Raw genomic sequence first — 24878 nt, 5'->3', positions numbered from 1 at the left:
GCCCCGAGCTTTAGTTGGAAATGACGTTCCACTGGCTCGCCGTGGCGTTCCAGATGAACGTCTTCGTGAAATAGTTGGTTGAGTAGTTCGGATTGGTCACGCCATCCACCGTGCCGAGAACCTGCACGCCGTACGTTCCGGCCTGCCCTACGCCGTCCTTGAGCGTGATGGTTCGCCCAATCGGTGGATTAGTCGGCAGCCCGAACGACCACGCCGCCGACCGCACGGCCGCCATGATGACCATGCGGTCCGTTGCGGTGGCCTGATAGTTGGCCGTCGAGGTGATGAAGGTCGGCTCGAATTCCCTCACGCCGATCTGGTTGTCAGAAGTGCCACCGCCCACGAACATGTTGTCGTGAACGGAATTAAGGCCGGCATTGGTGCCTGTGTTCGCGATGGCCAGATGCGTGTAGGCGCCAAACGGCGATGAAGAATCGACCGCGCCGCCGCAGTTGTTGCCATGCACGTGCACGTAGGACGAACTGCCGACCAGATTCACCGCAGCACAGAACGTCGCATCCGCCCCCGCAGAAACGCCGCGGCTGTTGTAACCGGTGATCATGTTGCCCGTAATCACGCCATTCACCGCGCCATATAGCGTGATGGGCGTCCCCACATGCGCCTGAAAGGTGTTGCCGGTAATGGAGAAATTCGTCAGCGCGGGACTTGCCCCGGACGTGCCTGCGCTGTATTCCTGAATGGCCTGCAAGCCTACGAGCTCGCCATTGAACACGTTGGCCGCGATCGCGCAGCCGTTCACATAGACGTCAGAAGGAGACGTGAAATTGATCGACGGGCCATGCGTGGGCACGTCGTCAAAGAAGTTGTTCGTGATGCGCCAATCAAGGTTGGTGCCGCCCGCAACCAGATTGGCCATCAAGCCGGCCGCGTTGTTGGCACCGATGAAATTGCCATCAACCAGAAGATCCTCGCAGGCGAACACTAGAACGCCGTATTGCGAGCCGATGTTTTCTACGGCCGACACCGTGACCGTGCCGTCGGCAGCGGTCCACGTCAGGTTGCGCGCGGCCGACTTTGCCCCGTTGAGGTAGTTGTCGAGGATCTTGATGATCTCGCAGTTGCCCGAGGCGTTATCCAGCCAGATATTGGCGATACCCTCCTGACATCCCGCGTTCTGGTCGTCCCAGACACCCTGAATCCAGCAGTTGCGGATCGTGGTCAGCGTGCACCCATCGAGATGCACCCCATACACGAGACGCCACGCCCAGCAATTTTCAATGAGCGCCTGCTGTGCGCCGACAAGATGGATCTGCGCGCCCGACGTGGCGAGGTTTGGAAGCGTCGTCTCGCCAGCCGTATAGGAAGGCGACTGCTGGAACCAGATGCCGCTGACGCGCGCAGCGTTCGCGGTTGCGATATACAGCGTGTCGCCGTAGTTGCCGGTCCGCTGAAAGATGGTCTGGTTCGGCCCCGCGCCGAGAATCTGCTGGTTGCTCAGACCCGTGAGGGTCGAGGACAGCAGATAGGTGCCGGGCGGGACATAGAGGGAAGCGCCCGCGCCCAGCGCGGTCAGGGCCGCCTGAATAGAGGCTGTGTCGTCGGTCGTGCCATTGCCGGTCGCCCCAAACTGCTTGACGCTGATCGTGCCGGTGGCACTCAGATACCAGCGGCCGCCGTCAGCGGCCTCGATTATCGTGCCGCCGTTATCGGCGCTCGAGATATCGCTCGCGTTGTACCAGTAGACGCCACCCCCGCCGTCGCCCTCCTTGTAGTAGCCGGTGACGGACACCGCAGGGAAAGTGTTCTTCGGGATGAGGCGAAGCGCGGCGATGGTCTGGACGGTAATGCCGACTGACGGTGCCAGGCTGCCGCCGCTTCCGGAGCCGACAAGAGAGCCGACCTGATCCTGTGTCCAGATCGTATTGCCGAACGAGTCCTGCAGGACGAACTTATAGACCTGCCCGAGTGCAAGCCAGACGGACGCCTCCCCGCGCGCGTTGAGGGCCACCGGATTCGCATTCGGGGTTGAGCCGGTCGAGTCCGTATACGTGGCCTGCGGCGTGGTGGTTCCCGCCTGATACGTATAGAGCTGTCCGCCAGCCAACGGATTGCCATTGTTGTCACAGAAGCGCTGAACCGCCATCGGCGCGAGCTGCACGTTCATCGGTGGACCTCAAATAAAAAAGCCCGCGCAAAGGCGAGCTCCAAAAAACGAAAAAGCCGCCTCAATGGGCGGCTTCGCTGACTGTGTAATGGACTTTTACGGGGAGGGCCCGAACGGGTTCGAGCCTGAAAGGCGTGACAATTTCGTGCCGGCACCGGGCTCCAGCGCGCGCTTGGCCTCTTTCGCGACCGCGCGCTTAGCCAGGCTCTGGCGCGTCCAGGTTCCGACGGGCACGCCGTGCGCATAGACATTCGCAGCGCCTTCCAGCGCCGACTTCGCCATGTTCGCCGCGCCGGCCACAAAGGTGTTGCTGTTATTCACGAAGCTTCCGCGCGGCTGCTCCTGCGTGTAGCGCGCCACGTTCCCCAATGTGTCCAGCGTCTGCGCGATCGGAGCACCGAGGACTACGCCAGTCTTCTGGTCAAGGTTCGTCAGGGCTTTGTTAAGCCCGGCCTGGCTGACATTTCCAGTATTCGTACGCAAATCGACGCCAGCCTGTTGCTTGATATGGTCAAGCAATCCAGCGGCCATGAGCTGCTGGTTCAGCGGATCGCCCGAAAGGTTTTGCGCCATGTTGCGCACCGCTGCAGCTTTGCCGCCAGCGATGTATTTCTGGACGAACTGGTCGGCGAGCGGCGAGGGCTCCCCGGCAGGCACTACGTCATTGATTGCGGCCTTGTACGCAGGGTCCGCCTCCATTGCCTGAAATCTTGTGCGTGCTTGCGCCTGCGCAGATTTGAACGAGGCCATCGCATCAGCGCCGGCCGATGGATCGAGAGGTGCACCGAGAATCGCGTCACGCAACTGACCAATGTCATGCTGCACGCTCGTGTTCTTCGTCTCGGCGATGGCTCCCGACAGGGTTTGATCGATGTCCATGAGATCGCGGGCTGTCAGCGGTCGTGTCGGGCCACCCGACTGATCGAACTGCCCGGGCAGCGTGACGCTATTGTTTTTTGCGTCTTCAAAAATCTGCTGGACACGCGACGGCAACGCACGGAATCGCGTCGGCCCGATCTGCGATTCAAAATTCCTCATCGTCGGGGCTGTATTGACCAGCGCAGACGTGCCGTCCGCGTTGCGCGCGGCGTCATACGCCTCAGCAATCTGATCCTGCAGCGGAGCGTCCGCCTGTTTGTACGCGTCAACCAGCGCCTGACCAATGCCAGCGCCAGAAGGCACATTCACGTCGGGAGCAGCCTGATCGCGGATCGCATCCAGATTCGCCGCCAGCTGGCCATTCTGTTCATTAAAGCGTTGCGCGAGCGCAGGGATTTTGCCGCGCATGTTTTGCTCTTGCGACATCAGATTCACATCGCCGGTCGCTTGGCCAGCAGTCAGTTCTACCGGAACAGGCAGCGAGCCGGCTTCGATATGTCGCGCAGCGGCAGTCGGATTCAGCTGCCCCTTTTGCTCCTGCATCGCAATCTTTTGGACAATCGCATCCGGGACGCCTTCCGCGCGCGCCTGCTCTGCGAACGATGTGCCGGCGGCGCCAACACTGCCTCTGGCGTTCGCGCCGGCGGCCGCCATTGCCGGGCCGGTGGGCGCACTCTGCGGCGCAGGACGCACATTCGCATCGTCGGCCGCGGTGGCCAGCGCAACATCGCGCGCCACCGGCGCGGCCGCCTTGACCGCGCCCGGCGCGAGCATCGACAGCGAGCCGGCCATGTTCGCCACGTCCTGCATCGGCATGCCCGTTGCGTTGGCCACGGCGGCCGCACCCTTATTCACCACATTGCCTGCCAGCTGCGACAGGCGCTGCGACGCTTCGCCCTGGTAGCCTGCTGTGTTCGTCACGCCGAAGAGGTTGCCGATCGGATGCGAGGCGCCCCCAAAGTAGCTGGACGAATCCTGCTCGGCCTGCTTCGGGCTGCTGCCGAGAGCGCGCCGCACTGCGTAATCGGCCTGCTGTGCAAGTTGGCCCGGGGCACTCAGGATCGTGTCAGCGAGCCCGGCTGCGCTATGGCCGAGAGCACTCAGAGCGCTCGTTTCTGGCTGTGGCTGTGCCTGTTGAGGTTGCGGCGGTTGTTGCTGTGCCACGGGCTTTGCCGGCTGCGCAGGCGCGTTCATGGCCGTCATGGCGGAATCAAATACATCCGGCTTCCCTTGCTGCGCAGTAGATGCCGTTGCCGAGGGGGCAGAGCCGCTGCCGGCGGAAGTGCTCCCCGCGCCAAGCGTCTGAAAATTCGTTAGCACCTGCCCGGGATAGGCCTGCGTTTTCGGCCCCCACCCGCGTTGGTCAGGACCGCCGTGATAGGCCATGAGGGCGGTCTGTGGATCGCCATACTGGCCCAGCAACTGCGAAAGGTATTGCGTTCCAGCGAGGATGTTCGTTTGCGGGTCAGCAAGATTCCCGCGAACGCCCATGCCCTTGGCGGTATCTGGCTCAACCTGCATCAGGCCAACCGCACCTTGCGAGGACACCGCACGAGGATTGCCCTTCGACTCGGTCTGGATGACAGCGCGGATCAGGCGCGGATCCACGTCATACATCTGCGCTGCGTGCGCGATGATGCCGCCGTACGGGTCAGCAGATGGAGCTGAAGGCCCCGGTGCGGGGACATTAGATGGCGAGGCGGCCTGCGGCGAGGAATTCCCCGCCGCGCCAGCGCCAAGGCTCGCCATCGCTTGATCGAAGGGGTCACTCACTGGAAAGCTCCCAGTGCATTTGCTCGCTTATAGAGCGCGCCAAATTGCTGTTGCTGGTTAGGCGTCATATCGCGCAGAAATCCAACTCGATCCGTTGGACTCATATTCTGGAATTGCCAGAGGCGCGGATCGCTGATCATCGCCAGATCGGACTTGCGATCCTTGTAAGCGCCAGCGTCGGTGCCGTTCGACGCTCCTTGCAGATAATGCTGCGCGAACAATTGCATTTGCGCGTTCGCCTTGCCGTACTCGGAGATTTCCTGATTCACCTTGTCCGGCATGACGCTTCCCGGCGTGAAATGCGCGACGACGGCGCGGGCGGCATCGGTATTGCCGCCGAAAGCCTGCTGGATCATCGACCCATATTTGTTGAGGAGTACTTGCGCTTGATTCAGGTCTTGCGCCTTTTCCGCCCCAGGCACCATGGCAAGCAAGCTGTTTGCATAGTTCAGGCGATCCCGCGGGCCGGTAAGCGCCTTCTGCGATTGCGTTTGAACGGCGTTGTAGAGCCCGATGCGTTGCTGCGCCGTCGAGGCATCACTCGTGACGCCTTGGTAATCCTTCTTCATCCAGTCCACGTCGGCGGATGTGCCGATAGGCGCGCCACTGCCGGCGAACGAGGGATTGTTCCCGGGCTGCGAATTCAGGCGCCCCGATCCGAACGGATTGCCCCCGCCATATCCGGGAGAACCGGGCGTGACCGAGCCAAGCGACACGGTGCCGGGCTGGCCGTTCTGGAATGTCGGCACGCGGGTCGCAGCCTCACCTGGCGATAGTCCCTGCGCCGTCTCCGGTCCCGTCGCCCCCATGGGAACAGCAGAATAGGGATTGAGTTGCACAGCCTGCACGCCGCCGCCCGAGCCCGTCGTCGTGCCGATCTGGGGCGCTTGCTCCTGCGCCGTGGTGTTCGCCGGCTGCAGCTGCATGGCGAGGTGCTGAAGCGCCTGGTCGCGCTGCGCCTGCGGCATATTCGGATTCAGGTGCTGGAGCAACGACTGCGCATAGCCAATGGTCGGCGCGGCCTGCGGGTTTTGCTTCGCATAGGCATCGAGGCCACCGCTCACGCCGGAAGCATCTGCCGAGCCAATGCCGGATCGGATGATCCCGGAAACGTCATTGCGATAGCCCTGCCCGAGCGCGCGAACTGAATCGTTCAGCTTTAGCCGGTTATCCATTGTCTGGATGATCGACTGCTGCACTGCCTGACCGGTCACGGGCAGGTACTTATTGGCAAAGTTCGCCATCGCCATGGGGTCGATTTCGCCGTCAGGTCCCTTTAGCGAATTGCCGTCCGGGTCTTTGCCGGTAAGCATCGCCTGCCGCGTGAGATTCATTTCGTTGAGGGACTGCGTCGATTGCGCGGCAGAGTTATTCAGGTTCTGCGTCTCAGCCTGGAACATCTGACCTTGCTGCTGAATGTTCTGCAGCTGAGCGAGCGATGAGAGCGACTGCGTCGCTTGTCCCAAGGACGAGAACGGGCTGCTTTGCTGGACCTGCAGCGGGATGGACGGATCGATCGGCATCATGGCCCTCCTGTCGCAGGCGTCCACCCTGGAACACCCGCATTAGCGTTGTTGCCGAACAAGTTCCCACCGGTAAGGTTGTTCAGCGCGTAGTAGCCGAGGCCACTGTTCACGCTTCCACTGATCGAGTTGCCGATGCCGACATCAGCGGCTGCAGCGGCATTGCCGGCGGACGTCGTCGTGTTGGCGATGCTATTGCCGGTAGAGACTGCGGCCTGCCCCACTCCTGATGCAGCGTTTTCGCCAAGATTTGCGAGATTGGCGAGGCGGTTGTAGATGTTCGAATTCTGCGTCTGGTAATCGGCGAAGGCGTTTTGGAACGCCGTCCCCGCCATGTTCTGGTTGTAGTTCACCAGGCTCTTGAGCGCAGAGCCCGAGAGAGCGCCATCCTGCGCCGCGGCGCTGTTCTGGATTGCCTGATCGCCTTGCTGCAACTGGAAGTTGTACGCTGGCGACATGTACTGTTGCCAGTTTGTATTGTTGATCGGCTGATTCAACGTCGCCAGTAGCTGCGGCGTGCCGGTCAACGTCGAGAGCGCAGCCTGACCCGTCTGGTTGTACGGCTGCAGGTTCTGCTGCGTAGTGTTGAACATCTGCAACTGCGTGGCATTTGCATTGTTCGCCGCGCTCTCCTGAGCGCTCGCCGCATTGCTCGACGACAATGCCCCCACGCCCGCGGTCAGTGCTGCCCCGCCTACAATGGCTGCAGCGATGAAACTCATGGGAGTTCCTTTAATTTGTTGTGCGCATCAAAGAGCGCAGATCCGTCAGGCTCGATCAATTCCTGCTCGATCTTGTCGAGGTTCCGCTTCTTCGTTCGATGCACTGTCATGCATGTGGCATCGGTCATGGCCAACACCGCGCGCTTGGTTCCAGGGGTCGATACAAGCACGGCGGGCCCGGTGACCTCGCGCGCGGGCCCATCGCCCTGCGTGATGCGGATGGTGCCGCAGCAGACGATATAGAAGTGCTCCTTGCGATGGACCTTACCAACGATGAGCGTCCCCGCGGGGCGCGGCAGAAAGCGCGCGTACATGCCGTCCGCGAAAAAGTGCTGCGTAGGCAAATCAGCCTGCGGCATGCTCGAAATAGCCGCTTGCAGTCGATCAATGGCCTCGCGCCCCGAGCTCGCACGATCGAAGATGTCATTCACTGGAAACCTCCACAATCTCGTTCTGCATCTCGACGGGCAGCATCGTCACTCCACGAAAAGCTGCGTGATGAGATCGCCAGCACCAACTGCCGTGGCGTCGCTGTCAGCCGCGTTGTCCGTCGTCGCCATCCACATCGTCTGGCTGAAGTTCACGCCGTTAGGCCATGCCAGCGCAAGCTGAGACGACGCAGGAACCTCGATCGTCATAGCTGGAACCGTTGTTCCAACAACAGGCGTATCGGTTGATTCGTACAACTTCACATATCGCGCTGCCGCGTTCGTATTGATGATCAGCGCACCCGTCAGGTTCGCACCCATCAGCTTGACGCGCGCGAGGTTCGTCGTGGCCAGTGAGACCTGACGGAATTTCATCGAAGACATGGAAGCCCCTGTCGATTGAAGTGGTTATTCGAATTCCCAGACGACGCAATAGCTGTTGCCACCCTGGCCGCCAGCATTGGCCGCGCCACTCGCGGCCGCCTGATTCGCGCCGCCGCCGCCCTGCCCCGGGTTGCTGGCCCCGATGCCCGCGCCGGAGCCCACCTTTGCCTGGAACAGCGTCGGGAACATCGACGACGGGCCACCCTGGCCGCCGTACGAAGCGCTGCCCGGATTCAGGACGACACCCACGAACCCCGCCGAGCCCGGCACCAGCACGAGCGCCGTGGCGCCACTCCCGACCGTCGGTGCGGCCGTCGGCACACTGTCAGCGGCGACGCTCGCCGTCGACGTGGCGGCACCGCCTGCGCCCGCATTGCCACCCGGACACGACACATACGAACCGAAGCTCGCCGTCGTGCCTGCGGTGCCCACGTTATTGCCTGCCGTAGCGCCCGCGCCGCCGGTAGGCAGCGTCACCGTCACACCGGTTACCGCGGTCGCAATGAGCACCTTCGCGTATGCGCCTGAGCCCCCGCCGGACGCCGCCGCACTCTGGCCGGTACCGGTGGCCGCCGTGCCGCCGCCGCCGCCGCCATCCGCCTGCAGCTCGACAATCTGGAAGTTCGTGCCCGGCGTCTTGGTGTAGGTGGCGGTGCTCGAGAGCACCTGAACATTGATCAGCCGACCGGTCTGGTTCGGGATGGCCTGAAACGACGGATCCGCGCCGGCGCCGTTGTCGGTCAGCACGCGCCCGGTGGTGCCGATGGTGGCGAACGTCGGCGCCGATGTGCCCTGGCCGAGCACGACACCGTGCGCCGTCAGGGTCGCGAGGCTCGTGCCGCCCTGCGCGACACTTAGCGCCGTCGTGAGGCCAGACAGCGATGTGATGTCGTTATTCGCCCCGCTCGCCGCCGCGCCGAGGTTGCCGCGCGCGGACGATGCAGTCGATGCGCCCGTGCCGCCATTGGCGACAGCGACCGGCGTTTGCAGGCTGACCGTATAGGCGCCCCCCGAATTGGATACCTGAATGCCGGTGCCCGCGGCGATCGACGATACGGGGAGCGCCTGAAACGCAGGATTCGAACTGCTTCCGCTGCTCGTCAGCACCTGGCCCGCCACGCCCGGCGGCGCAAAATTCGGTGCGCTCGCGCCGTTGCCTAGCACAACGGCGAATTGCGTAAGCGTCGACAACCCGGTACCGCCATCTTCGACTGATACCGGCACCGTCAGGGAAAGCGTGATTGCGCCGGCGGCGATCGAGAGCGAAAGGCCGGCGCCCGCTTCCAGCAACTTTGCGTTCGGCAAATCCGTCGCGGCGGCCGACAGCACGTAGGCAGCCTGCTGGAGCGCCCCGATCTCCTGCTGCAGCGTCGCGGCGTCCACCGGCGAGCCATTGCCACCCGAGCGATTGAAAATCGCCAGCAAGAGCAGCCAGAACTCGCGCGTTGCGCGGCCCGTGGTGTCGACGATCGGGACTGCCTGGTTCGGCAGACTCGCGTTCGTGTAGACGTCGCTCATACTGCGATCAGGCTCGCACCGACCACATCGCGCGGAACGGGATCGGAGAATTTCACGTCATAGACGCGATCGCGCGCCTGACCCATACGCCGCCAGATGCAGCGGTTTTTCGTCTGTCCCGCCATACCGATCGAACGCCAGTGCTCATTGCCCCACGTCTGGCCACCATCATCGGACCAGCGCAGGACCGCTTGCGGGCTGCTGCCCTGCCCGGTCTGCACGCCTACGCCGGGCGTGAATTCTATCTGCAGCTGCGAATGAAACACGCGCTCGCGATTGTTCTTGTCCCACACATGCGGCGTGCGGCGCCATGCAACAAGGGGATTCCCGTTGTCGGTATAGACCTGACGTGAAAGCTGGTAGAGATTGCCGCTCGAGCAGTCGCCCACGATCGTCACGCCCGCAAAATTCATGACGCAGTTCGACAGGTGCCGGTGAAAGAGCCCAGCCACAGGGTCATAGCTCGCGCGCTCGTGCCACATATTGGTGGTCACGTCCCATACCCAGGTCACGTCGGCAGTCGGGAACGTCAGCACATAGAACTCGTGCTCGTCCTGCTGATACACGTAGCCGATCGCATCGCTGGTCACCGGATAACTCGCGATCGCGTGATTGACCGCGATCGTTGAAACATCGACGATCTGATACCCAAACGTGCGCTTGACGGCGTTCTGCCCGCGTTCGTTGGCCCCGAGCCAGATGAGGCTATCGACACCGCGCTGGGCGTCGCTGATGCGCGCAATACTGTGCTTTGCAGCGCAGCCTTGTTGCGGCGTGACGCCCTGCAGGCGAGAAAACGGGAACGTTGCATTCCCCGCATCGAACCAGACCTCACTGGTGCGCTCGCCGACGAGCCACAGTTCGCGGATGTTCTCATGCATCGTCACGAGCTGATCGCTGCTCGAATCCTTCAGCGAGAAGTAGCTGGCGTCCATCGCGGTCTTGCCGTTCCAGTAAAGCGGCGACGTGTAGAAGGTCTGCGAGCCGGGCTCGTTGAACACGAGCCAGCCATCGATGAAGGCCACACGATCCGAGCCCAGCCACGCCGGGTCTGTGATCTGGGTGACCGTCTTTGCGGTCAGGTTGACCACGTAGCCGTTCGGACCGTCCACGATCACAGCGATGCCGCCTGCGCCGTTGTCCCGAATGCATACAGGGCCGCTGGACGTCAGCAGCGAGCCGATCTGCGTGGCCGCCAGCGTGATGCCAGCCACACCCGCGGGCGTCGATCGCTGCGTGACCCAATAGACGGCAGCGCCGGAAACTACGATCGCCGCGGCGCCGCCCGGAAGCGTCCAGCAACCGCGGATCGGGCCGCTGCCCACCGTGAGCAGATTCAGGAGACCGGGCGTGCCGAGCAGCGAGCTGGGCGTCTTGGACTCGCCGTTCTGGCTGATTTCCACGTACCAGTTGACGCACTTCTCCGCGTCCTGCACCAGCATCGGCGCTTCGTACGCCTGGCCGACAAACGGGAACTGGCTCACTGAAGGAAGCCCCCGTGCAGGATCCAGCCCGCGTCATTCTTCGCGCGGCCCGCGATCGCATGGTCGTACGTGGCGACCGCCTGCTGCTGCGAATTCAGGTTCTTCACCGCGGCGCGCGACTGCGTATAGGCGAGCATCAGCTCCTTCGAGACGCTCTTGCCATACTCGGGTGCCAGCTCGATCGCGAGCGCATTCTTCAGGAAGCGCACATAGCCCTGCGGCAGGCTCACTTCCGTATTGAGCGTCAGGAAGTCCGTGAACAGGTTGTCGGTCCATAGGTGAACCTCGCCGCCCTGCGACGGGTTCGGGAAGAAGTACATCGTCGCGAGCGGGAACGCGGCGTCGTAATAGACCACCTTGGGCCACGGGCCCGGCTGGTTCTTCAGGCCAATGGCGGACCATTGCTCGACCGAGATCGGGCGCAACGGGTAATCGACCTGCGAGATACCGGACGTCGTGAGGCGCGTGAAGCCCGTGATGATGCGCAGTGGCCGCGGGATATTGATGTTGCCCGGCGTCGTGAAGTCGATCGGCTCCAGCACCGAAAACGTCGCGGTGGCCGGCGCCGACATCGTCACGGTGGCCGCGCCAGCGCTGAAGGCTGCAACCGTCGCGCCAGCCGGAATTCCAGCGCCGGTCAGCGAACCTCCGACCTGAATATTGGACGGCATGGCGGTGACGCCGGAGATGATGGCGCTGCCCTGCACCGTCGTGCCAAGGAACGTGCCGCCAGCCGGATTGCCGACCGTATAGATGTTCTGGCCGGACGACAGATCGAAAATGTTCTCGACGCGCTGGTAGCAGGCCAGGTGCTCATTCGACAGACTGTCGAGCAGATCGTTGAGCACATAGAGCGCGTCATTCGCATCCTCGGGAGGAAGCGTCTCGCCGGCCGCCAGCACATTGATGCGCTTGAGGGCGCCCTGCACCACGTCGAGAGCGGTCGCCATCAGTCCTCCGGCGTATTGGTGCCGTCAGTGCGCGGGCGCCCGCGCTTCTTTGCCGATAGCGATGCGAGGTCTTCGGTCCAGCCCTCTTCTTCCGCGCCCGTCTGTTCCTCCGCCGAATTCACCGTTAGCGTCTGGATGGCGCCAGAAACGAGCGCGCGCTTGAATGATTCGGGCTCCGGAAAACGCTCGCTCGAGCGGTAGAGCATCTTGGGAAATTCCATGGCTCAGGCGCTCACGACCGAAGGAAGCTGTTGATATTCGCTGCGCGTCAGGCTCACCAGATACGTCTCGGCGGTGGGCGTGATCGAGCTGGCCGTGACGTTGCCGAACTGCACCGCGATCTGACCGGCAGCGGGCACGCGGACGTTCGAAACAACGAGGCCGGAGGTATGAGAGGGCTTGTTGATCTCGACGAAGTCGTTGAGCTGCGTGCCCGGCAGGTTGTAGGTCGTTTCCACCGTCGAATTCGCGGGAATCGCCGTGCCGTTGTTCGGCGTGAGCGTGACCGCGAGCAGCTCCTCGAGCAGGACGTTGCCGCGGGTAATGGTCGTTGCCATCTGCTGTTCTCCAGAAGCGGGAGAGCCGAAGCCCTCCCTGGATGGTTAGAACGAATTCATGTAGCCCGAGCCAGCCGGGATGGAGTCGTTCGCCTGCAGGCGCGTGACGCGCACGGTGTAGGCGCCAGCAGCCGGCGTGATGCTCGACGCCGTGCAGTTGCCGAAGGTGATCGGCAGCTGGTCAGCAGTTGCGCCAACAACGCCCGGCAGCGTCAGCAGACCGGCCTGGAAGGACGGCCCCGCGAGCACCTCGCAGATGTCGCCCTGGGTCAGGCCAAGGCCCGAGCCATTGAAGGTCTGCTGCGCGGTCGTGTTGGCGGCCACAGCAGACGGCGTGAGTGAAACGGTGGCGATGACGGCGACCTTCTGGAGGTTGCCGACGGGCAGGCACGGTACGGGATTCGCCGTAATCGCCGGGCCCGGATTCGTCGTAGTCATGTTCCTTGCTCCTGAAAAAGGAGAAGCCGCCCGAAGGCGGCCTCAAGACGGTTAGCCGGCGACGCGGCAGGCGAGCTCGCGGTACAGCGACGCCCAGCCGTACAGCACATCCATACGGGTCGGGATTGCGTCGTTGTTGATCGTGTACTGGCGCACCACGCGGATCGACAGGCCGGTCTGCTTGTCTGCCGCGCGGCCCGCGAAGTGCACGCCGTCCGGCAGCTCAAGGTCGGCGCTCGCGAGCGTGAACGCGTTCTTGTGCATCGCGATCGACTGCGGGCTGTACGCGCCACCCGAACCAAAGACCGTGATCGAGGCGTTGTTCGCCGGCGCAGCCGATACGTTCTGGAACTGGCCCGCACTGATGATCGCGGGAGCGATCGTGAGCTGCAGGTTGCCCGAGCTGTCGGACGTGTACGCGCCGCCCACCACTTGCCCGAGGCCGTTCAGTACGTTCGCGAAGGTGCCGTTGGACGGCGTGCCGACGGCCGGACGCACGACGAACTGGCGAAGCTGGTTCGAGCCCCACTGTGAACGGTTCTGCGGGTTGACCGCGTACACGCCAGCAATCTGGATCACGTCGCCGACGTTCACGACGTTCGTCGATGCGCTCCAGCCGGTCGTGTACAGCGTGCCGTTGTCCTGCCAGCCCGACGTGATCAGCGCCGACGAGGTGCCCGACGTCGAGAACACCGGCGTGCCACCCTGCGCGCCGACCTTGTACGAGGCGATGTTCTGGCTCTGGTACCAGTCGAAGCCCAGCGTGTCGCGACCGAGCAGGCCCTTCTTGTACATCTCGCCGATCGAGGCCTGCGGGTTGAACAGGCCCTTCAGGGCGTCGGCCATGCTGATCATCGAGAACGGATCGAGCAGGATGGAACGCTCGCCGTCATCGGGCGCGGCTTCCGAATCCATGATCGCCTTGGCCGTCAGCGCGGTAAGCGCAGCGGTCGGCTTCGTGCCCGGCGTACCCACGGCGTTGGCCGTGTTCTGGTACGCGAACGTCGTACCGTCGAAGTCGATCTTATTGGCGATCGCGGCGACGGCCGGCTTGATGAGACGCCCGCGGAAGTCATCCATCGACAGCAGCAAGTCGGCCGTCGAGAACTGCGTATCGACGTGGAACTGCGTCGTGAGCGTGACGGGCACGCTCGATTCGACGAAGTCTTCGACGTTGAGCGCGGGACCAACGGTGCCCTTGAAGCGGGCCGGACGGCGGACGTTGACCGTGTAACCGATCTTCGCACCGGCAATGCCGAACTTTTCGTCGTACTCCTTGTTCACCTTGTCGGTGAAGACGATCTCGTTCTCGAGGACCATCAGCGCTTCATACGTGATCTCGCTGATGGTCAACATGGTGTTGGACATTTCAGGCTCCGTAAACGACGAAGCCCCGCTCTTGGCGGGGCTTCAATGGTTTGGACGCGTCATCGCTTTCGACTCGCCTTGGCCTGCTGCTCACGCATGGCCTTGTATTCCTGGTACGTCATCTGCGCGGCGGGCTTCTCAACCGGCGAGGACGCATCGGAAAGCGGATCGATGGGCGGTGGTGCTTTCGATTTTTCAGGTGCTGCAGTTGCTGCCTTAGCGGCAGGCTTCGGCTCTTCCTTCTTCGCGGCGGCAGGCGCTTCCTTCTCAGCCGCAAGACGGTCCTCGAGCTTGCCGAGCATGCGCAGCGCCGCAGTCGGGCTCATGCCCTTCAGCAACCGCGCTTCATCCGGGTTCTGTGCGAGGTAGTACGCAATCTGCGGGCCAATATCGCTCTCCACGACAGCGACGTAGATGTGGTTCGGCAGGTCCACTTCGGACTTGCCCACCACGTCATCGAAGTCGGTGAGCTCGGTCTTCGCCACCTCGAGGCGGCGATTCCAGTTATCGGACAGCTGCTGTTGCGCGGCATTGATGCGAGCCTGCTGCTCGTCCCGTTGTCGCTCCGCGAGCTTCTGATCCACCTTCCAGTCCGTCAGCGCCTCCTGATAGTCGTCATCGCTGACAAACTGGGCACGCTGCGGCTTGGGATCGGGGTCCTTCGGTGCGGGCATCGCCTGCGCGGCCTGCATTTGCTCACGGGCTTCAGCCAATTCGGCGCGCAATACCTCAATTTCCGTGCGCGCCTCGTTGCGCTCGTGACGCGTGCGCACGAGTTCCTCGATCAACGGCTTCTTCTTCGGCTGCTGGCCTTCCTGCGCGGTGGTTTCAGCGCCCTTCTTGCCTTCTTCGCCCGGTTTGGCAGGCTCATTGGCAGCGGGTGCCGCAGCAGCCGCAGGAGTTGCGGCCGGCGCGCCAGTGATGTGCTGCAGCAGGGTTTCGGAAGTGACAACGGTTGCTTTTTCAGACATGGATCTCTCCACGATGCCCCAATGAAAACGCCCCACGCGGCGGGGTAACCGGGTGGGGCGAGAGTGAAACCAAATTCAGTTAATTGACGGCGCTTTCCTTGGCTGCCGTGAGCGCCTCGCGCTTGTCGCGCGTATCGAGGTGGGCGAGCAGCAATGCCACCTGCCCCTTGATCTCTTCGATGTCGCGCGCGGTGGTGTCGCGGCTCGCGATGTCGTGGCGCTTCGTTTCGTCCTGCATGGTCGTGCGCTGGGTCTCTCCCTGCTGCTTCATCTGCTCGATGCTCATGCGATATTTACGCTCGAGCTCAGCCTGCTGCAGGGCCTGCGCTTGCTGCTTGTTCTGAGCGATGAGGTGAGCGATGAGCGCCTTCGCCTGGTCAGGTACGTCGTCCGGGATCTGCGATTCCACACCCGCAATCGGGTTTGCCGCGGCAAGACGGTCCGCGATCTGGTCGGCGCCCGGCCAGTCGAACTGGCGCACCACGATGTCGTCGGCCACCATGGCGACCTTCTCGCCGATCGGCGTGCCGAGCAGCCCCAGCATGTTCTCGGCGTTTTCCTGACGCTTCGTCTGGTAGCCCGGGCCCGTGTCGATCACGATGTCGTATTCGCCCACCGTCACGTCGTTGAGCACCTGCTGTACGACGCCCAGCTCGTCGGTGACCTTCTGGTTGATCGTCACACTGTCCGGCACGCCGTCTTCGCCAATGATGCGAATGACGCGCTGCGTGTCGTAATAGTGGGGGATCCAGTCCAGGATGATCTGGCCGGTATGCTGGATCGACCGGCACAGGTTGTCGTAGAAATGGAAGTTGCTGCGGTCCGACTGCTGCTGTCGACGCTGCACCATCACGCCCGACGTTTCCTGCCCTTCTGCGCCCAGAGCGGGATCGAACATGCCCGCAACAGCCTTCATGTCCTCCGACGCGCCCATCGCTGCATTGACCTGCGCGGCGGGCATCCCCTGCGGCTGCTGTCGGATCGGCGGCGGAATCGGCGTGCCTTCGAGTGATACGGCCTTGTACTTCAGGTGCGAGTAGCTGCGATTGTTCGCGTTGTCCCACTCTTCCTCGTGGCCTTCGATCTGGTTTTCTTCGATGAGCCAAGGCGCTTTCGGTGCGAGCGCAACCACTTCGGTTTCAGACGTGCGCCAGTAGTTGTACATGCGCTGCGGATCCTGCAGGCCGCGCACCATGCCATAACGAATGACCTTGCCCTCGATGTCGTATTCGGCACCGTAGACCGGCACAACGGGAATCCAGCGGCCCGGCAGCTCGCGCTTGTCGAGGATCTCCAGCGCGGTCATCTTGTACCACATGACCCGGCGGCGCACGGTATCGCGCTCCTGCACCACCGTGATGCCCTGCGCGTCCAGATCTTCCTGCTTGACCTGCGACTTATAGACGTTTTTTCCCGTGCTCAGCTGCCACAGCGTGTCGGGCACCTTCTCGATCTTGAAGTACTCCGCAACGCGAATTTCATCCCCGTTAGCCCAGTCGCTCAGGTCGTCGCCTGCGCCCGTATTCTTGAAATCGATCCACTTCGCCTTCGGATACTTGCGCTGGAATTTCTTCTTGCGCATGCGATCCGTGATGATGCACCACTCCGCATCCGAACCGTCCGGCTCGATGCTCGACGGGTCGAAATAGACCGTGAACGGGTTGCGCACGCGCGCGAGGCAGATCTCCTGATCGAAGCTGTCCTCGCGCACGTAACGCGTATTGATGCGCCAATACCCCCAACCCATGCGCACCTGAAAGTCCGCTGCCGTGTCATAGGCCACGTCGGCGCGGCTCTTGACCTGAATGTGGCGCATCAGCCCTGCCACCACATTGGCCTTCTGCTTGTCAGCACCACCAGCAACAGCGTGCACCGTGATGCGCGGTCGCTGCTCGCGCATGTTGTTCACGGCCTGACGCACGAAGCTGTCGGTCTTGTTGATCACCAGACATGGACGATGCTCGAGCTCGCGCGCGGTCTGGATCATCGTCGGCCACTGGTCGCCAGCGGAAAACTTCAGATCGTTGAGCGCCTCGGCGCGATTGTGCGACTCGGCCTCGACGCACGTCTTGAGGTTCTCGTTGCACTCAATGATGACCGCGTTGCGGTCCGACACAATGGGGCGGCCGCGCTCGTCGATAATCACAGCTCCACCCCCGCGGCTTTCATTTCAGCCAGACGACGCGCCTTGTACTCGGCATATCCCGCGACGTGATCGCGCTGCGGCCGACCGCGACCCCAATCCCAATTCACAGTCGGCAGCGTCTGACCCGTCAACGCATTCCACCCACGGAGATGGGCTGCATAGACGGCATTCGAAAACGCGCGGCGCACCCCCCGCATGCGTCGATCGCCCCGCTTCTTTGAAATCGGGCCTTCTACGACAGACGCAACGCCGCATGGCAAATGGGAAATGTCGACACGCACGAAGGCGCTGTCGCCTCGCATGAAGAACGAGATATGAGGCTTCGTGCGCTGCTTCATCCCATCCACCCGCCGCGAGAAGCTTTAACGATACGGTCAGCAGCGCGAGGCTTCGCAGTGGGCGTCACGCGCTTGATCGCGCGCCGCGCCCCCTCGCACGCATAGCGCAGGGCATCGATCACGTGGTTGTCCTTGTCTTCGAGGATGGGAAGAACCTGATCCGTCATCGGATCAGTCTTGTAGCGGTACAGCGACAGCTCATCGATCGTGTGCACGCAACGCGGGTGCACGATGATGTCGAAACTCTTGAGGAACTCGATGCCCTCTTCCAGACTGCCCGGGCCCTTCACGGCGCGCACGATCTTCGGAAAGCCGTGCTTCTGCATGTGGCTGATCGTCTCGGGCCGCGACGAGTCCGCCGTGATCGGCCACTTCTCCGCGTCCGGCACACTCATGAAAAGCTCGGGCAGGTTCACGATCTCGCAGCCGACCTGATACGCCTCGTAATCGACGTAGAGCGCATTGCCTTCGAGCGAGCAGCGAATGAGCACGCTCGGATCGACCGAAAAGCCCCAGTCCGCACCCAGGCGGAAGATCGTGCCCGGCGCGCGGTCGAACTCCTCGACGCGCCAGTTCTTGAACACGCGCGCCTCGCTGCTCTTCTGGTAGTCGCCCAGCCAGATGTGCGTGTACTTCTCCGGGTCCCGCCGACGGTCGTATTCCATCTCCTCGACCAGCGGCGTATCGCCAAACCACGGGTTATCGCAATAGTTCGCCTCGACCACCACGGCGCCCGGTGGCGCATCGCCACCGCGTAACAGCACATCGACCGGGTCAGTCGGGAAGCGCGGATTCCACGAGAACCACAGTTCACTGGCCGGCTTGCGGATCGTCGGGCGCAGCATGTCGAGCGACTTCTGGCTCAACGTCTGCGCTTCCTCCACCCAGGCGATGTCGTAACCTTCAAGCGACTTGATCGACTCGGCCGTATGGTTGGCCATGCCCTCGAAGATGATCTGTCCGCCGTGGATGCTCTTGATCAGCGCGTCCTGCACCTCGAAGTAGTAGCCCGCGTTCATCGTCTGGATCTTCGACTCCAGAAGCTTCTTCACGGACTGCTGCAGCGACTTCTGCTTCTCGCGAACACAGACGATATCGGTCTTCTCGATCGCCGAGCGCTCGATCACGGACTCGCCGAAGAAATGCGATTTGCCCGAGCCCCGCCCACCGTGCGCACCCTTGTAGCGCGCAGGCTCCAGCAGCGGAGCAAACACCCGCGGCGTGTCGAGCAACAGATCGCTCATTTCGACGTGACGACCTTCGCATCGATGATGCGGCGCGTGATCGAGCCGATCTTGCCCTTCTCAGGGTTGTTGAGCCGTTCGATCTGCTCCTTGTTCGCACGCAGCAAGTCGCGCGGAATTTCGCTCGCCTCGTTCGCCATCTTTGTGAGGGTCGAAATGCCAGCAAGCGTAACAACACTCTTCTTGCTCAGCGGCTCCGCATCGTCGATCTTCCCGATCTCAGCATGCGCAATACCAGAGAGACGATGCGCGGTCGCCGCGCCGAACCGCGCCGCGCCCGCGAGATGTTCACTAATGGCTTTCAGGTCGTCCGCAAGTGAACGCGCGGCCATCTGTTCAGAAACGTTCAGGAACGAAAGCGCGCGCTCAGTTTCAACTATTTGATTCGCAACGCTTTTCACAGCCTGATGGCGTTTCGAAACGCGCGCGGAAATCGCGGCCTTGCTCACGCCGAACTCGCGCGCGAGCGCAGCAGCCGATTCGCCCGCCAGAATGCGCTTGCCGATGGCTTCCCACTGCGCATCGGTCAGCTTCGACGGGCGTCCCATTACTGCACCTCGGCCAGAAAACGCCGCTCGATTGAGCCGACAACGCCCGTGTCGACGAGCTCGACCGTGAGCCAGTTGCTATCGCCCACCACATCGTCACGGCAGTTGTAGCCAGGGTCAGAAATGACGCGCACGCGCTTGCCATCATTCGGACTGGCCGGGCAGCAGATCACGTGCGTGGCTTCCATCACGCCGCTCCGCGCCAGCCGCTGATCGAATACGTGAAGCCACGATCGCCGACGCGAACCATCAACGGCACGCGATAGCTGAGCGCGCGCACACGAGCGGCCATGTGGCGAGCGGCGTCGAACGCTTCGAGGTGGGCTCGAAGCGCAAGGCTGAGCGCCTGGTCGTGCGCGCTCACTCGAAAACCCCGCACACGTCCGCTTCCTGCATGATCAGGAAGCGCTCCGAGCCTTCGAAATACTCCTTGTGCTGGAACTCGCCGAAGACGATGCGCTGCCCCGGGGAGACAACGAGCTCGCGCCGGCGACCATCGCGACCACGCTTGCCCGGGCCCACAGCGATAATGATGCCGGTGCCACCGAGCTGGCGCTGGCTCTCGATGTTCTCGCTCACCTTCACGAGCAGGCCTGCGGTGGTGATGTCCTCGCGCAGCGCGTCAGGGCGCACGAGAATGCGGTCGTCGGTCGGCTGGATCATTTCTTCTTTCCGAATGCGCGGCGCGCGGCCGCGTCGATCTTCTTGCGTTCGGCCGACGTGGCGAAGCGCTCGCGCGATTCAGCATTCGCGATATGCGCCTTGTCCTCGAGCGGAAACGCACGATCCTTCGGATCGGCGAAATCCTTCGCGGACAGCTTCTTGCGCGCGAGGGTGCTCAGCTTGGCCATCAACGGTCCTGAAAAAGAAAAGCCCCAGCGCGCCGGGAAACGGGCTGGGACAAAGCTCGACGCACGAGGAGGCATCGAGAGGAAACACGGAAACGAAAAAGCCCCGCGCGGCTCTCACCGGGCGGGGCTGTTTTCTATGGACGAACGCCGTCCAACTGGTTCCGGAAATTACACGGATATCCCAAAGTCGTCAAGGTTTTTCAAGCTACCGCAAACCGAACGATCCAAAATACCCACCGCGACCATCTGCGGACACAAGATCGCCTTGGCGCGCCCGTACTCAGCGTCAAGGCTCAATCCATCACCCAACCGGGCGCTTCCCCATACCGAGGCACCGCTCAGGAAATTGCGCATCGACGCGTTGATAGCAACGCGCGCGCGCGTGTCGAGCCTCTGAATCATCGGCTCCAGCTGCCGCCCGATCGACTTCTTGCGCGACCATTCAACCTCAGCATCGAGCTCGTCGTAATCCATCCACTGGCGGCTGCTGCGAAAGTGCGCGCAGGTGCTGTCGAATGCCTGGTAATCGGTGCCCGCGTTATAGCCCATGCTCCACTCGTACCAGTCCAAAAGCAGTTCGTCGATTCGGTCCATAGGCCCCCGTCAGCCCGTTATGCTGCAATGCTCAAAATCTGCGCGTGGAACTGCGTTCGCTGTCCAGGCTCATCTAAACGCCGCTCGCGCGATCGATTTCGCTCGCGGATCGCCGCCTGCTCGGGCCGCTGAAGATCCTTGATGCGATCGAGCAACGCCATCACGTCGTGCGGATCGACGATGATTTCCTCGGTTCGCGCGAGCGGCGTCGCGAAGATGCCGAAGTCGTCAATGCTCTTTCGCTCGGTCGAAATGAACTGCGGCATCGCGTCGATGGGCGAGAAAGCACTGACGTTGTCGTTTGTCACGACATGCAGTGCCGACGCCATATAGGCGATGCTGAAATCGAGCGGCCTGTCCCTGAACGGCGACCGGTCGTAAAAGTCGAACTCGATCGTATTCGTGATGCCGCGCAACTGCAGATCGCGATGGCGCATGGCGATGCGCACGCCATAGCGGTGGAAATCCTGCTCGGCCGACAACTCCCAGCCAGCCTGCTGCAGGGCAGGTAAAGTCGCCACCCAACCGCAGAAGTGCACGCGGTGGGGCAGCGAAAGGACGCGATGGTCAGAAAGAGCCATCAGCAATGCTGGCCATCAGGTCGTCGTATTCGCGGCGCAGGTTCACAAGCACCTGCTCCGCCGTCTGGATCTGCTTCAGCTTCGTGACGACGGCGCGCTTGGCGCGGCTCTGTGTCTCGTCGCGGACCTCCTTTTTCGCTTCTTCTTCGAGTGCTTTGATATCCAGCATGACTGCTCTCCGTTGGTAAGTGGGTTAAACCTTGCGCTCGATCGCCTCGAGCTCGGCGAGGATCTGCTCCACGGTCCGCGTCTCAAAGCCCGCCAGCAGGCGCTTGATATTCAGCACGTGCTGACGGACCTCGCTACTGGGGACGGCGGAAGTTTTGGCTGCCAGCGTGCCGGCGGCTTGCAACGCAGCTTGGGCAGACAATGCTGCGGCGCTTGCGGAGGCAGCGTCCGCAGCCAACGCACTGCCGTTTGGGTCAGCTGCACCGGGGACACCGCCACCAGCCGATCCATTCGCACCCGCCGCCGCAGCGCCGGCATCGGTCGGCGCGTTTCCCGCCTCCACGCCCTCCGAAGTACAACCGGATCCGTCTCCCTCACCACCAGCCGCGGCCATGCCCGTAACCTGCGACAACGACGGCAACGCAAGCGAGCCAGAAAGCGGCGTTGAGTCCGCGAGGGGTCCGCCAGCAGCTCCCTCCTGCGCCCCCGGGCCGCTCGGGGTGGGCGAAGTAGCAGACGTCGCAGAGCCCTCCAACGCTGTCGGGGTGGCCGCATTCGCGGCAAGGACGTTTCCCGCTTCACCCGCATTGCCATCGCCAGAGACAGGCGACAAAGACAACTCCCCCACATCACCTTGCGGCGCGGAACCAGACTGGTTTTGCGTCGACAGGGCAGCATTCAAAGCCTGCCCGGGCGTGGCGTTTCCCGGGTCAGCTCCAAGGAAAGCCCCCGAAGGGTTCGCCTGGGTCGTCTGGGTCGATGACGCCGCATCCGAACTCGTCGCAGTGGCGCTGCCATCCGTCGCAACCTGGGCAGCGCCGATCACGTTTCCCTGCTCACCGGCGGCCGGAGTCGCGCCCGATTCCGCACCGACGACAGAGGTCGTACCGGAAGTACCGGACGGTGCGGCTCCCGCAGATACCACATCGATCTCCCCCTGCGCGGCCGCGCCAGCCCCATGCTCAATGGCGCCGTTCGAGCCCGGCGCACCTTGCGCAGACATCTCGCCCTGCAACGGCCGGCCCGACGAGGCACCACCAGCAGCGTTTCCCTCACCGTCCAGGTGAAGTGCGTGCTCGAGCTTCTGCTCGAAATTGCGCAGCTCGCCAAGAAGGCCCGTCGATTGGTTCTGTTGCTCTTCGCTCATGCCTACTTTCTCCGATTGAATTGAGGTCAGACAGCCGGCTGCGCAACCGCGCGCACCAGCGCCATGATCCCGGTCTGGATATCCGTCTTGCCGATCGCCGCCCAGCGCTGCGGCTCGGCCTCCATGAAGCGGCGATATTCCCTGCACTCATCACTGCCGCCCTGCTGCCACGGCTCATACGTCGTCGACTTTTGGGCGGCGGCTTTCTTCGCCTCGGCATCCGTCGACAGCAGACCAGCCAACTGCGCCTGCAAGCCGAGCAGCTCGGCGCCCTTCTGCTTGATCTGGTTCATCAACTCGATTTCGGCCTGCGAGAGCTCGCGATAGCCGGCAATCTTGCGGTGCTGGTTTTCCACGTCTGTTTTCTCCGATTGATTTGCGGGGCGCCCGGGGTCTTATGCGCTACATCCGCCGCCCCAGCTCACGGGCCACTCCACGAGTTATTCGACGATCAGCCAGTCGTCCGCCAGCATGTCCGTCTGGCTGGCCAGCCAGCCCATCAGGATTTCGCCCGTGGCGGTTTTCATCGTGATCGACGGCAGCACGACCGCAACGCCGCCGGGCTGGGATTCCGCATACTCTCGATTCGCGGGCGCCCAGAATCCAGCTGCCGGCACCTCTCGGCCACCGTTGCACGACAGCGCGAGCCACATGCCCTTCCCGTTCCAGCCTGACCGCGCGACGCGATGGCCTTTCTTCAGCGCCTCGAGCGCGAGGCCGAACGACATTTCGTCAGTTTCGCGGTAAGCGCCCTCGAAGGCCTCGGCGGGACTCCAGCTGCGATAACCGTCCGGATACAGCACGTTGTAGCCGTCGCGGCCATCGTGCACGGCGGGCGCCGCACACACGATCTTGGTTCCGATATAGCGCTGCATGAATGCTCCTGAGATTGGTCAAACGATGACGGTGAACGAAATGCCCCAATGCAACAGCCAGTCGACCATCTGGGCGCGAAGGTCGGCATTGATCGGGAACGGAAACGCAACCTGCAGGCGGCCGCCAGCGAGCTGCTCGAGCTCGCCCGCGAACGGGCAGCCCTCGAATGCGACAAGCTGCTGCTTCGTGGCCTCGTCAACGCGCTGACGGCTCTTGTGCGCCAGCGTTGCGGGAACATCGGCCCATTGGATGTAGGCGTATGCGCTCACGATGCGTCCTCCAGATTCCATTCGCGATCGCCGCTGTCCATAAACGCCGCCAGCGACTTGCGGTTCTTGCTCACCAGCGCCTTGCAGCGCAGGTATTCGGGCGTCACCCAGTTCGAGCGATGCGTCTCAACGGCGCGGCGGCGATCCTCGGGCACAAAAACCTCTACCTCGACGCGTTCGGCTTCGAACGTGCCGTCGCGATTGACGAGGCGGCGCACGGCGCGCACGCGCGAATTGAGCTCGCAGTCCCCGGGCACGTAGGTCAGGCGGCGATAGCGGCCGACCTCGACTGCGACAACGCTCGGCACCTCGACCGTGAGAACGAGCTTCATCGCGCATCTCCGTAAAGCCGCTCGATCGTCGCGTTGAGAAGGTCGATCTGCGTCACCTTCAGGATCCGCAGGTAGGTCTGGTCGCCGTGCACGCCGTTCTTCCCCTGGTGGCAGTCGTCGTGGCAAAGCGGCACCGTGCAGAAGTCCCCCGCGCGCTGCGCCCCGCCGTGGCCGACGCGAACGTGATGCACGTCTGTCTTCGATTCCTGCGTGCGGCCGAGCAGCGTGCAGCAGATGCAGGCCATCTTCGCGACGCGACCCATGTGGGCGCTCTCACGCTTGTTCGGACGGTGCGCCATGGCCAACCCTCAACATTTCACGCATCGCCGTCTCGACCACAAGGTCTGCAGACGGCCACCACGTTGAATCACCCGTTGCTTGCGACCACTCATCGGGAGCAACGACACTTTCCTCAATCGCCAGATCCGAACGCCATACGACCCGCCGATTCGGCGCACCGCGATTGCCAGACCGGCGCTGTTGCCGCTCCCGGAGATAGCCCTGCAAGACGAGCGCGCGCGTGAGTGTGCGAGCCTGTTTCCCGCAAATCTCCAGACGGACAGCGATCTCGTTGCAATCCATTTCGCCGGTCTCCTCGACCATGCGCAGCACGGCAAGCTTCGTGGGATGCATCACGCCGGCACTGAGTGCACTTTTCCTCATG

32 protein-coding genes are annotated in these 24878 nt (G+C 62.9%); all 32 read right to left on the bottom strand.

The annotated features are described in order from the left end of the window. Positions 1 to 10 precede the first annotated feature (10 nt). The 32 genes from E1956_RS18830 to E1956_RS18680 all read right to left on the bottom strand — a co-directional run bounded on the left by E1956_RS18830 (position 11) and on the right by E1956_RS18680 (position 24877). Positions 11 to 2125, bottom strand: coding sequence for a glycosyl hydrolase family 28-related protein (locus E1956_RS18830; protein WP_134751853.1), 2115 nt, complete (start codon positions 2123 to 2125; stop codon positions 11 to 13). A gap of 96 nt (positions 2126 to 2221) precedes the next feature. Continuing rightward, positions 2222 to 4777, bottom strand: a complete 2556-nt coding sequence (locus E1956_RS18825; protein WP_134751851.1) for a lytic transglycosylase domain-containing protein — start codon at positions 4775 to 4777, stop codon at positions 2222 to 2224. Beyond that, a complete protein-coding gene (locus E1956_RS18820; RefSeq protein ID WP_134751849.1) occupies positions 4774 to 6303 on the bottom strand; it encodes a hypothetical protein in 1530 nt (509 codons plus the stop codon). The genes E1956_RS18825 and E1956_RS18820 overlap by 4 nt, the downstream gene beginning before the upstream one ends. Then, positions 6300 to 7022: a DNA transfer protein p32 gene (locus tag E1956_RS18815; protein WP_134751847.1), complete on the bottom strand. Its 723-nt coding sequence runs from the start codon at positions 7020 to 7022 to the stop codon at positions 6300 to 6302. Before E1956_RS18815 ends, E1956_RS18820 begins: the two co-directional genes overlap by 4 nt. Then, complete coding sequence (locus E1956_RS18810) at positions 7019 to 7453, bottom strand: hypothetical protein (protein WP_134751845.1); 435 nt, start codon at positions 7451 to 7453, stop codon at positions 7019 to 7021. The genes E1956_RS18815 and E1956_RS18810 overlap by 4 nt, the downstream gene beginning before the upstream one ends. Positions 7454 to 7498: 45 nt before the next feature. After that, positions 7499 to 7825 (bottom strand): hypothetical protein, encoded by a 327-nt coding sequence (locus tag E1956_RS18805; protein WP_134751843.1) that lies wholly within the window; start codon positions 7823 to 7825, stop codon positions 7499 to 7501. 33 nt (positions 7826 to 7858) lie between these two features. Beyond that, positions 7859 to 9352, bottom strand: coding sequence for a hypothetical protein (locus tag E1956_RS18800; protein ID WP_134751841.1), 1494 nt, complete (start codon positions 9350 to 9352; stop codon positions 7859 to 7861). Beyond that, positions 9349 to 10836, bottom strand: coding sequence for a hypothetical protein (locus tag E1956_RS18795; RefSeq protein WP_134751839.1), 1488 nt, complete (start codon positions 10834 to 10836; stop codon positions 9349 to 9351). Before E1956_RS18795 ends, E1956_RS18800 begins: the two co-directional genes overlap by 4 nt. Continuing rightward, positions 10833 to 11786 (bottom strand): hypothetical protein, encoded by a 954-nt coding sequence (locus E1956_RS18790; protein WP_134751837.1) that lies wholly within the window; start codon positions 11784 to 11786, stop codon positions 10833 to 10835. Before E1956_RS18790 ends, E1956_RS18795 begins: the two co-directional genes overlap by 4 nt. Next, positions 11786 to 12007, bottom strand: a complete 222-nt coding sequence (locus E1956_RS18785; RefSeq protein WP_134751835.1) for a hypothetical protein — start codon at positions 12005 to 12007, stop codon at positions 11786 to 11788. The genes E1956_RS18790 and E1956_RS18785 overlap by 1 nt, the downstream gene beginning before the upstream one ends. A 3-nt stretch (positions 12008 to 12010) precedes the next feature. Continuing rightward, on the bottom strand, positions 12011 to 12343 hold the full coding sequence (locus E1956_RS18780) for a hypothetical protein (RefSeq protein WP_134751833.1): 333 nt from the start codon (positions 12341 to 12343) through the stop codon (positions 12011 to 12013). Positions 12344 to 12388: 45 nt separating this feature from the next. Then, positions 12389 to 12781, bottom strand: coding sequence for a hypothetical protein (locus tag E1956_RS18775; protein WP_134751831.1), 393 nt, complete (start codon positions 12779 to 12781; stop codon positions 12389 to 12391). 51 nt (positions 12782 to 12832) lie between these two features. Further along, positions 12833 to 14149, bottom strand: a complete 1317-nt coding sequence (locus E1956_RS18770) for a P22 phage major capsid protein family protein (RefSeq protein WP_134751829.1) — start codon at positions 14147 to 14149, stop codon at positions 12833 to 12835. A 59-nt stretch (positions 14150 to 14208) separates the two neighbouring features. Next, positions 14209 to 15132, bottom strand: a complete 924-nt coding sequence (locus tag E1956_RS18765) for a hypothetical protein (protein ID WP_232071716.1) — start codon at positions 15130 to 15132, stop codon at positions 14209 to 14211. Between the two features lie 67 nt (positions 15133 to 15199). Further along, positions 15200 to 17266, bottom strand: a complete 2067-nt coding sequence (locus E1956_RS18760; RefSeq protein WP_134751825.1) for a portal protein — start codon at positions 17264 to 17266, stop codon at positions 15200 to 15202. Then, positions 17263 to 17604, bottom strand: a complete 342-nt coding sequence (locus tag E1956_RS18755; RefSeq protein WP_134751823.1) for a hypothetical protein — start codon at positions 17602 to 17604, stop codon at positions 17263 to 17265. Before E1956_RS18755 ends, E1956_RS18760 begins: the two co-directional genes overlap by 4 nt. Continuing rightward, the gene (locus tag E1956_RS18750; RefSeq protein ID WP_134751821.1) at positions 17601 to 18848 is read right to left on the bottom strand and encodes a PBSX family phage terminase large subunit; all 1248 of its coding nucleotides are present in this window, start codon (positions 18846 to 18848) and stop codon (positions 17601 to 17603) included. The genes E1956_RS18755 and E1956_RS18750 overlap by 4 nt, the downstream gene beginning before the upstream one ends. After that, the gene (locus E1956_RS18745; protein ID WP_134751820.1) at positions 18845 to 19396 is read right to left on the bottom strand and encodes a helix-turn-helix domain-containing protein; all 552 of its coding nucleotides are present in this window, start codon (positions 19394 to 19396) and stop codon (positions 18845 to 18847) included. Before E1956_RS18745 ends, E1956_RS18750 begins: the two co-directional genes overlap by 4 nt. After that, positions 19396 to 19584, bottom strand: coding sequence for a hypothetical protein (locus E1956_RS18740; protein ID WP_134751818.1), 189 nt, complete (start codon positions 19582 to 19584; stop codon positions 19396 to 19398). The genes E1956_RS18745 and E1956_RS18740 overlap by 1 nt, the downstream gene beginning before the upstream one ends. Further along, positions 19584 to 19760: a hypothetical protein gene (locus E1956_RS46190; RefSeq protein WP_167760068.1), complete on the bottom strand. Its 177-nt coding sequence runs from the start codon at positions 19758 to 19760 to the stop codon at positions 19584 to 19586. The genes E1956_RS18740 and E1956_RS46190 overlap by 1 nt, the downstream gene beginning before the upstream one ends. Next, a complete protein-coding gene (locus E1956_RS18735) occupies positions 19757 to 20059 on the bottom strand; it encodes a hypothetical protein (protein ID WP_134751816.1) in 303 nt (100 codons plus the stop codon). The genes E1956_RS46190 and E1956_RS18735 overlap by 4 nt, the downstream gene beginning before the upstream one ends. Beyond that, on the bottom strand, positions 20056 to 20247 hold the full coding sequence (locus tag E1956_RS18730; RefSeq protein ID WP_134751814.1) for a hypothetical protein: 192 nt from the start codon (positions 20245 to 20247) through the stop codon (positions 20056 to 20058). The genes E1956_RS18735 and E1956_RS18730 overlap by 4 nt, the downstream gene beginning before the upstream one ends. Positions 20248 to 20415: 168 nt before the next feature. Beyond that, positions 20416 to 20841, bottom strand: coding sequence for a hypothetical protein (locus E1956_RS18725; protein WP_134751812.1), 426 nt, complete (start codon positions 20839 to 20841; stop codon positions 20416 to 20418). A 17-nt stretch (positions 20842 to 20858) separates the two neighbouring features. Continuing rightward, complete coding sequence (locus E1956_RS18720) at positions 20859 to 21422, bottom strand: hypothetical protein (RefSeq protein WP_134751810.1); 564 nt, start codon at positions 21420 to 21422, stop codon at positions 20859 to 20861. After that, a complete protein-coding gene (locus tag E1956_RS18715) occupies positions 21409 to 21591 on the bottom strand; it encodes a hypothetical protein (RefSeq protein ID WP_134751808.1) in 183 nt (60 codons plus the stop codon). Before E1956_RS18715 ends, E1956_RS18720 begins: the two co-directional genes overlap by 14 nt. A 24-nt stretch (positions 21592 to 21615) precedes the next feature. After that, entirely contained in the window at positions 21616 to 22737 is a 1122-nt protein-coding gene (locus E1956_RS18710) for a hypothetical protein (protein ID WP_134751806.1), read from the bottom strand. A 26-nt stretch (positions 22738 to 22763) separates the two neighbouring features. Further along, on the bottom strand, positions 22764 to 23093 hold the full coding sequence (locus tag E1956_RS18705) for an Acb2/Tad1 domain-containing protein (RefSeq protein WP_134751804.1): 330 nt from the start codon (positions 23091 to 23093) through the stop codon (positions 22764 to 22766). 84 nt (positions 23094 to 23177) lie between these two features. Then, positions 23178 to 23612 carry a DUF2829 domain-containing protein gene (locus E1956_RS18700; protein ID WP_134751802.1) on the bottom strand — a complete coding sequence of 145 codons (435 nt, stop codon included), beginning with the start codon at positions 23610 to 23612 and terminating at the stop codon, positions 23178 to 23180. Positions 23613 to 23630: 18 nt separating this feature from the next. Continuing rightward, positions 23631 to 23882, bottom strand: coding sequence for a phage portal protein (locus E1956_RS18695; RefSeq protein WP_134751800.1), 252 nt, complete (start codon positions 23880 to 23882; stop codon positions 23631 to 23633). Further along, entirely contained in the window at positions 23879 to 24214 is a 336-nt protein-coding gene (locus tag E1956_RS18690) for a hypothetical protein (protein WP_134751798.1), read from the bottom strand. Before E1956_RS18690 ends, E1956_RS18695 begins: the two co-directional genes overlap by 4 nt. Next, the gene (locus E1956_RS18685; protein ID WP_134751796.1) at positions 24211 to 24477 is read right to left on the bottom strand and encodes a hypothetical protein; all 267 of its coding nucleotides are present in this window, start codon (positions 24475 to 24477) and stop codon (positions 24211 to 24213) included. The genes E1956_RS18690 and E1956_RS18685 overlap by 4 nt, the downstream gene beginning before the upstream one ends. A gap of 10 nt (positions 24478 to 24487) precedes the next feature. Further along, positions 24488 to 24877, bottom strand: coding sequence for a hypothetical protein (locus E1956_RS18680; RefSeq protein WP_134751794.1), 390 nt, complete (start codon positions 24875 to 24877; stop codon positions 24488 to 24490). Between the last annotated feature and the right edge of the window lies 1 nt (position 24878).

The sequence above is a fragment of the Paraburkholderia pallida genome (assembly GCF_004524855.1).
In the GTDB taxonomy this organism is placed as follows: Bacteria; Pseudomonadota; Gammaproteobacteria; order Burkholderiales; family Burkholderiaceae; genus Paraburkholderia; species Paraburkholderia oxyphila.
This window is presented reverse-complemented; position numbering and strand designations above follow the sequence as displayed.

Bases quoted from the DNA above. Each gene is read 5' to 3' on its own strand.
- E1956_RS18830 (WP_134751853.1), bottom strand. From the start codon at position 2,125: ATGAACGTGCAGCTCGCGCCGATGGCGGTTCAGCGCTTCTGTGACAAC.
- E1956_RS18820 (WP_134751849.1), bottom strand. From the start codon at position 6,303: ATGATGCCGATCGATCCGTCCATCCCGCTGCAGGTCCAGCAAAGCAGC.
- E1956_RS18815 (WP_134751847.1), bottom strand. From the start codon at position 7,022: ATGAGTTTCATCGCTGCAGCCATTGTAGGCGGGGCAGCACTGACCGCG.
- E1956_RS18805 (WP_134751843.1), bottom strand. From the start codon at position 7,825: ATGAAATTCCGTCAGGTCTCACTGGCCACGACGAACCTCGCGCGCGTC.
- E1956_RS18800 (WP_134751841.1), bottom strand. From the start codon at position 9,352: ATGAGCGACGTCTACACGAACGCGAGTCTGCCGAACCAGGCAGTCCCG.
- E1956_RS18790 (WP_134751837.1), bottom strand. From the start codon at position 11,786: ATGGCGACCGCTCTCGACGTGGTGCAGGGCGCCCTCAAGCGCATCAAT.
- E1956_RS18785 (WP_134751835.1), bottom strand. From the start codon at position 12,007: ATGGAATTTCCCAAGATGCTCTACCGCTCGAGCGAGCGTTTTCCGGAG.
- E1956_RS18780 (WP_134751833.1), bottom strand. From the start codon at position 12,343: ATGGCAACGACCATTACCCGCGGCAACGTCCTGCTCGAGGAGCTGCTC.
- E1956_RS18775 (WP_134751831.1), bottom strand. From the start codon at position 12,781: ATGACTACGACGAATCCGGGCCCGGCGATTACGGCGAATCCCGTACCG.
- E1956_RS18770 (WP_134751829.1), bottom strand. From the start codon at position 14,149: ATGTCCAACACCATGTTGACCATCAGCGAGATCACGTATGAAGCGCTG.
- E1956_RS18755 (WP_134751823.1), bottom strand. From the start codon at position 17,604: ATGAAGCAGCGCACGAAGCCTCATATCTCGTTCTTCATGCGAGGCGAC.
- E1956_RS18750 (WP_134751821.1), bottom strand. From the start codon at position 18,848: ATGAGCGATCTGTTGCTCGACACGCCGCGGGTGTTTGCTCCGCTGCTG.
- E1956_RS18745 (WP_134751820.1), bottom strand. From the start codon at position 19,396: ATGGGACGCCCGTCGAAGCTGACCGATGCGCAGTGGGAAGCCATCGGC.
- E1956_RS18740 (WP_134751818.1), bottom strand. From the start codon at position 19,584: ATGGAAGCCACGCACGTGATCTGCTGCCCGGCCAGTCCGAATGATGGC.
- E1956_RS18735 (WP_134751816.1), bottom strand. From the start codon at position 20,059: ATGATCCAGCCGACCGACGACCGCATTCTCGTGCGCCCTGACGCGCTG.
- E1956_RS18730 (WP_134751814.1), bottom strand. From the start codon at position 20,247: ATGGCCAAGCTGAGCACCCTCGCGCGCAAGAAGCTGTCCGCGAAGGAT.
- E1956_RS18725 (WP_134751812.1), bottom strand. From the start codon at position 20,841: ATGGACCGAATCGACGAACTGCTTTTGGACTGGTACGAGTGGAGCATG.
- E1956_RS18720 (WP_134751810.1), bottom strand. From the start codon at position 21,422: ATGGCTCTTTCTGACCATCGCGTCCTTTCGCTGCCCCACCGCGTGCAC.
- E1956_RS18715 (WP_134751808.1), bottom strand. From the start codon at position 21,591: ATGCTGGATATCAAAGCACTCGAAGAAGAAGCGAAAAAGGAGGTCCGC.
- E1956_RS18710 (WP_134751806.1), bottom strand. From the start codon at position 22,737: ATGAGCGAAGAGCAACAGAACCAATCGACGGGCCTTCTTGGCGAGCTG.
- E1956_RS18700 (WP_134751802.1), bottom strand. From the start codon at position 23,612: ATGCAGCGCTATATCGGAACCAAGATCGTGTGTGCGGCGCCCGCCGTG.
- E1956_RS18690 (WP_134751798.1), bottom strand. From the start codon at position 24,214: ATGAAGCTCGTTCTCACGGTCGAGGTGCCGAGCGTTGTCGCAGTCGAG.
- E1956_RS18685 (WP_134751796.1), bottom strand. From the start codon at position 24,477: ATGGGTCGCGTCGCGAAGATGGCCTGCATCTGCTGCACGCTGCTCGGC.
- E1956_RS18680 (WP_134751794.1), bottom strand. From the start codon at position 24,877: ATGAGGAAAAGTGCACTCAGTGCCGGCGTGATGCATCCCACGAAGCTT.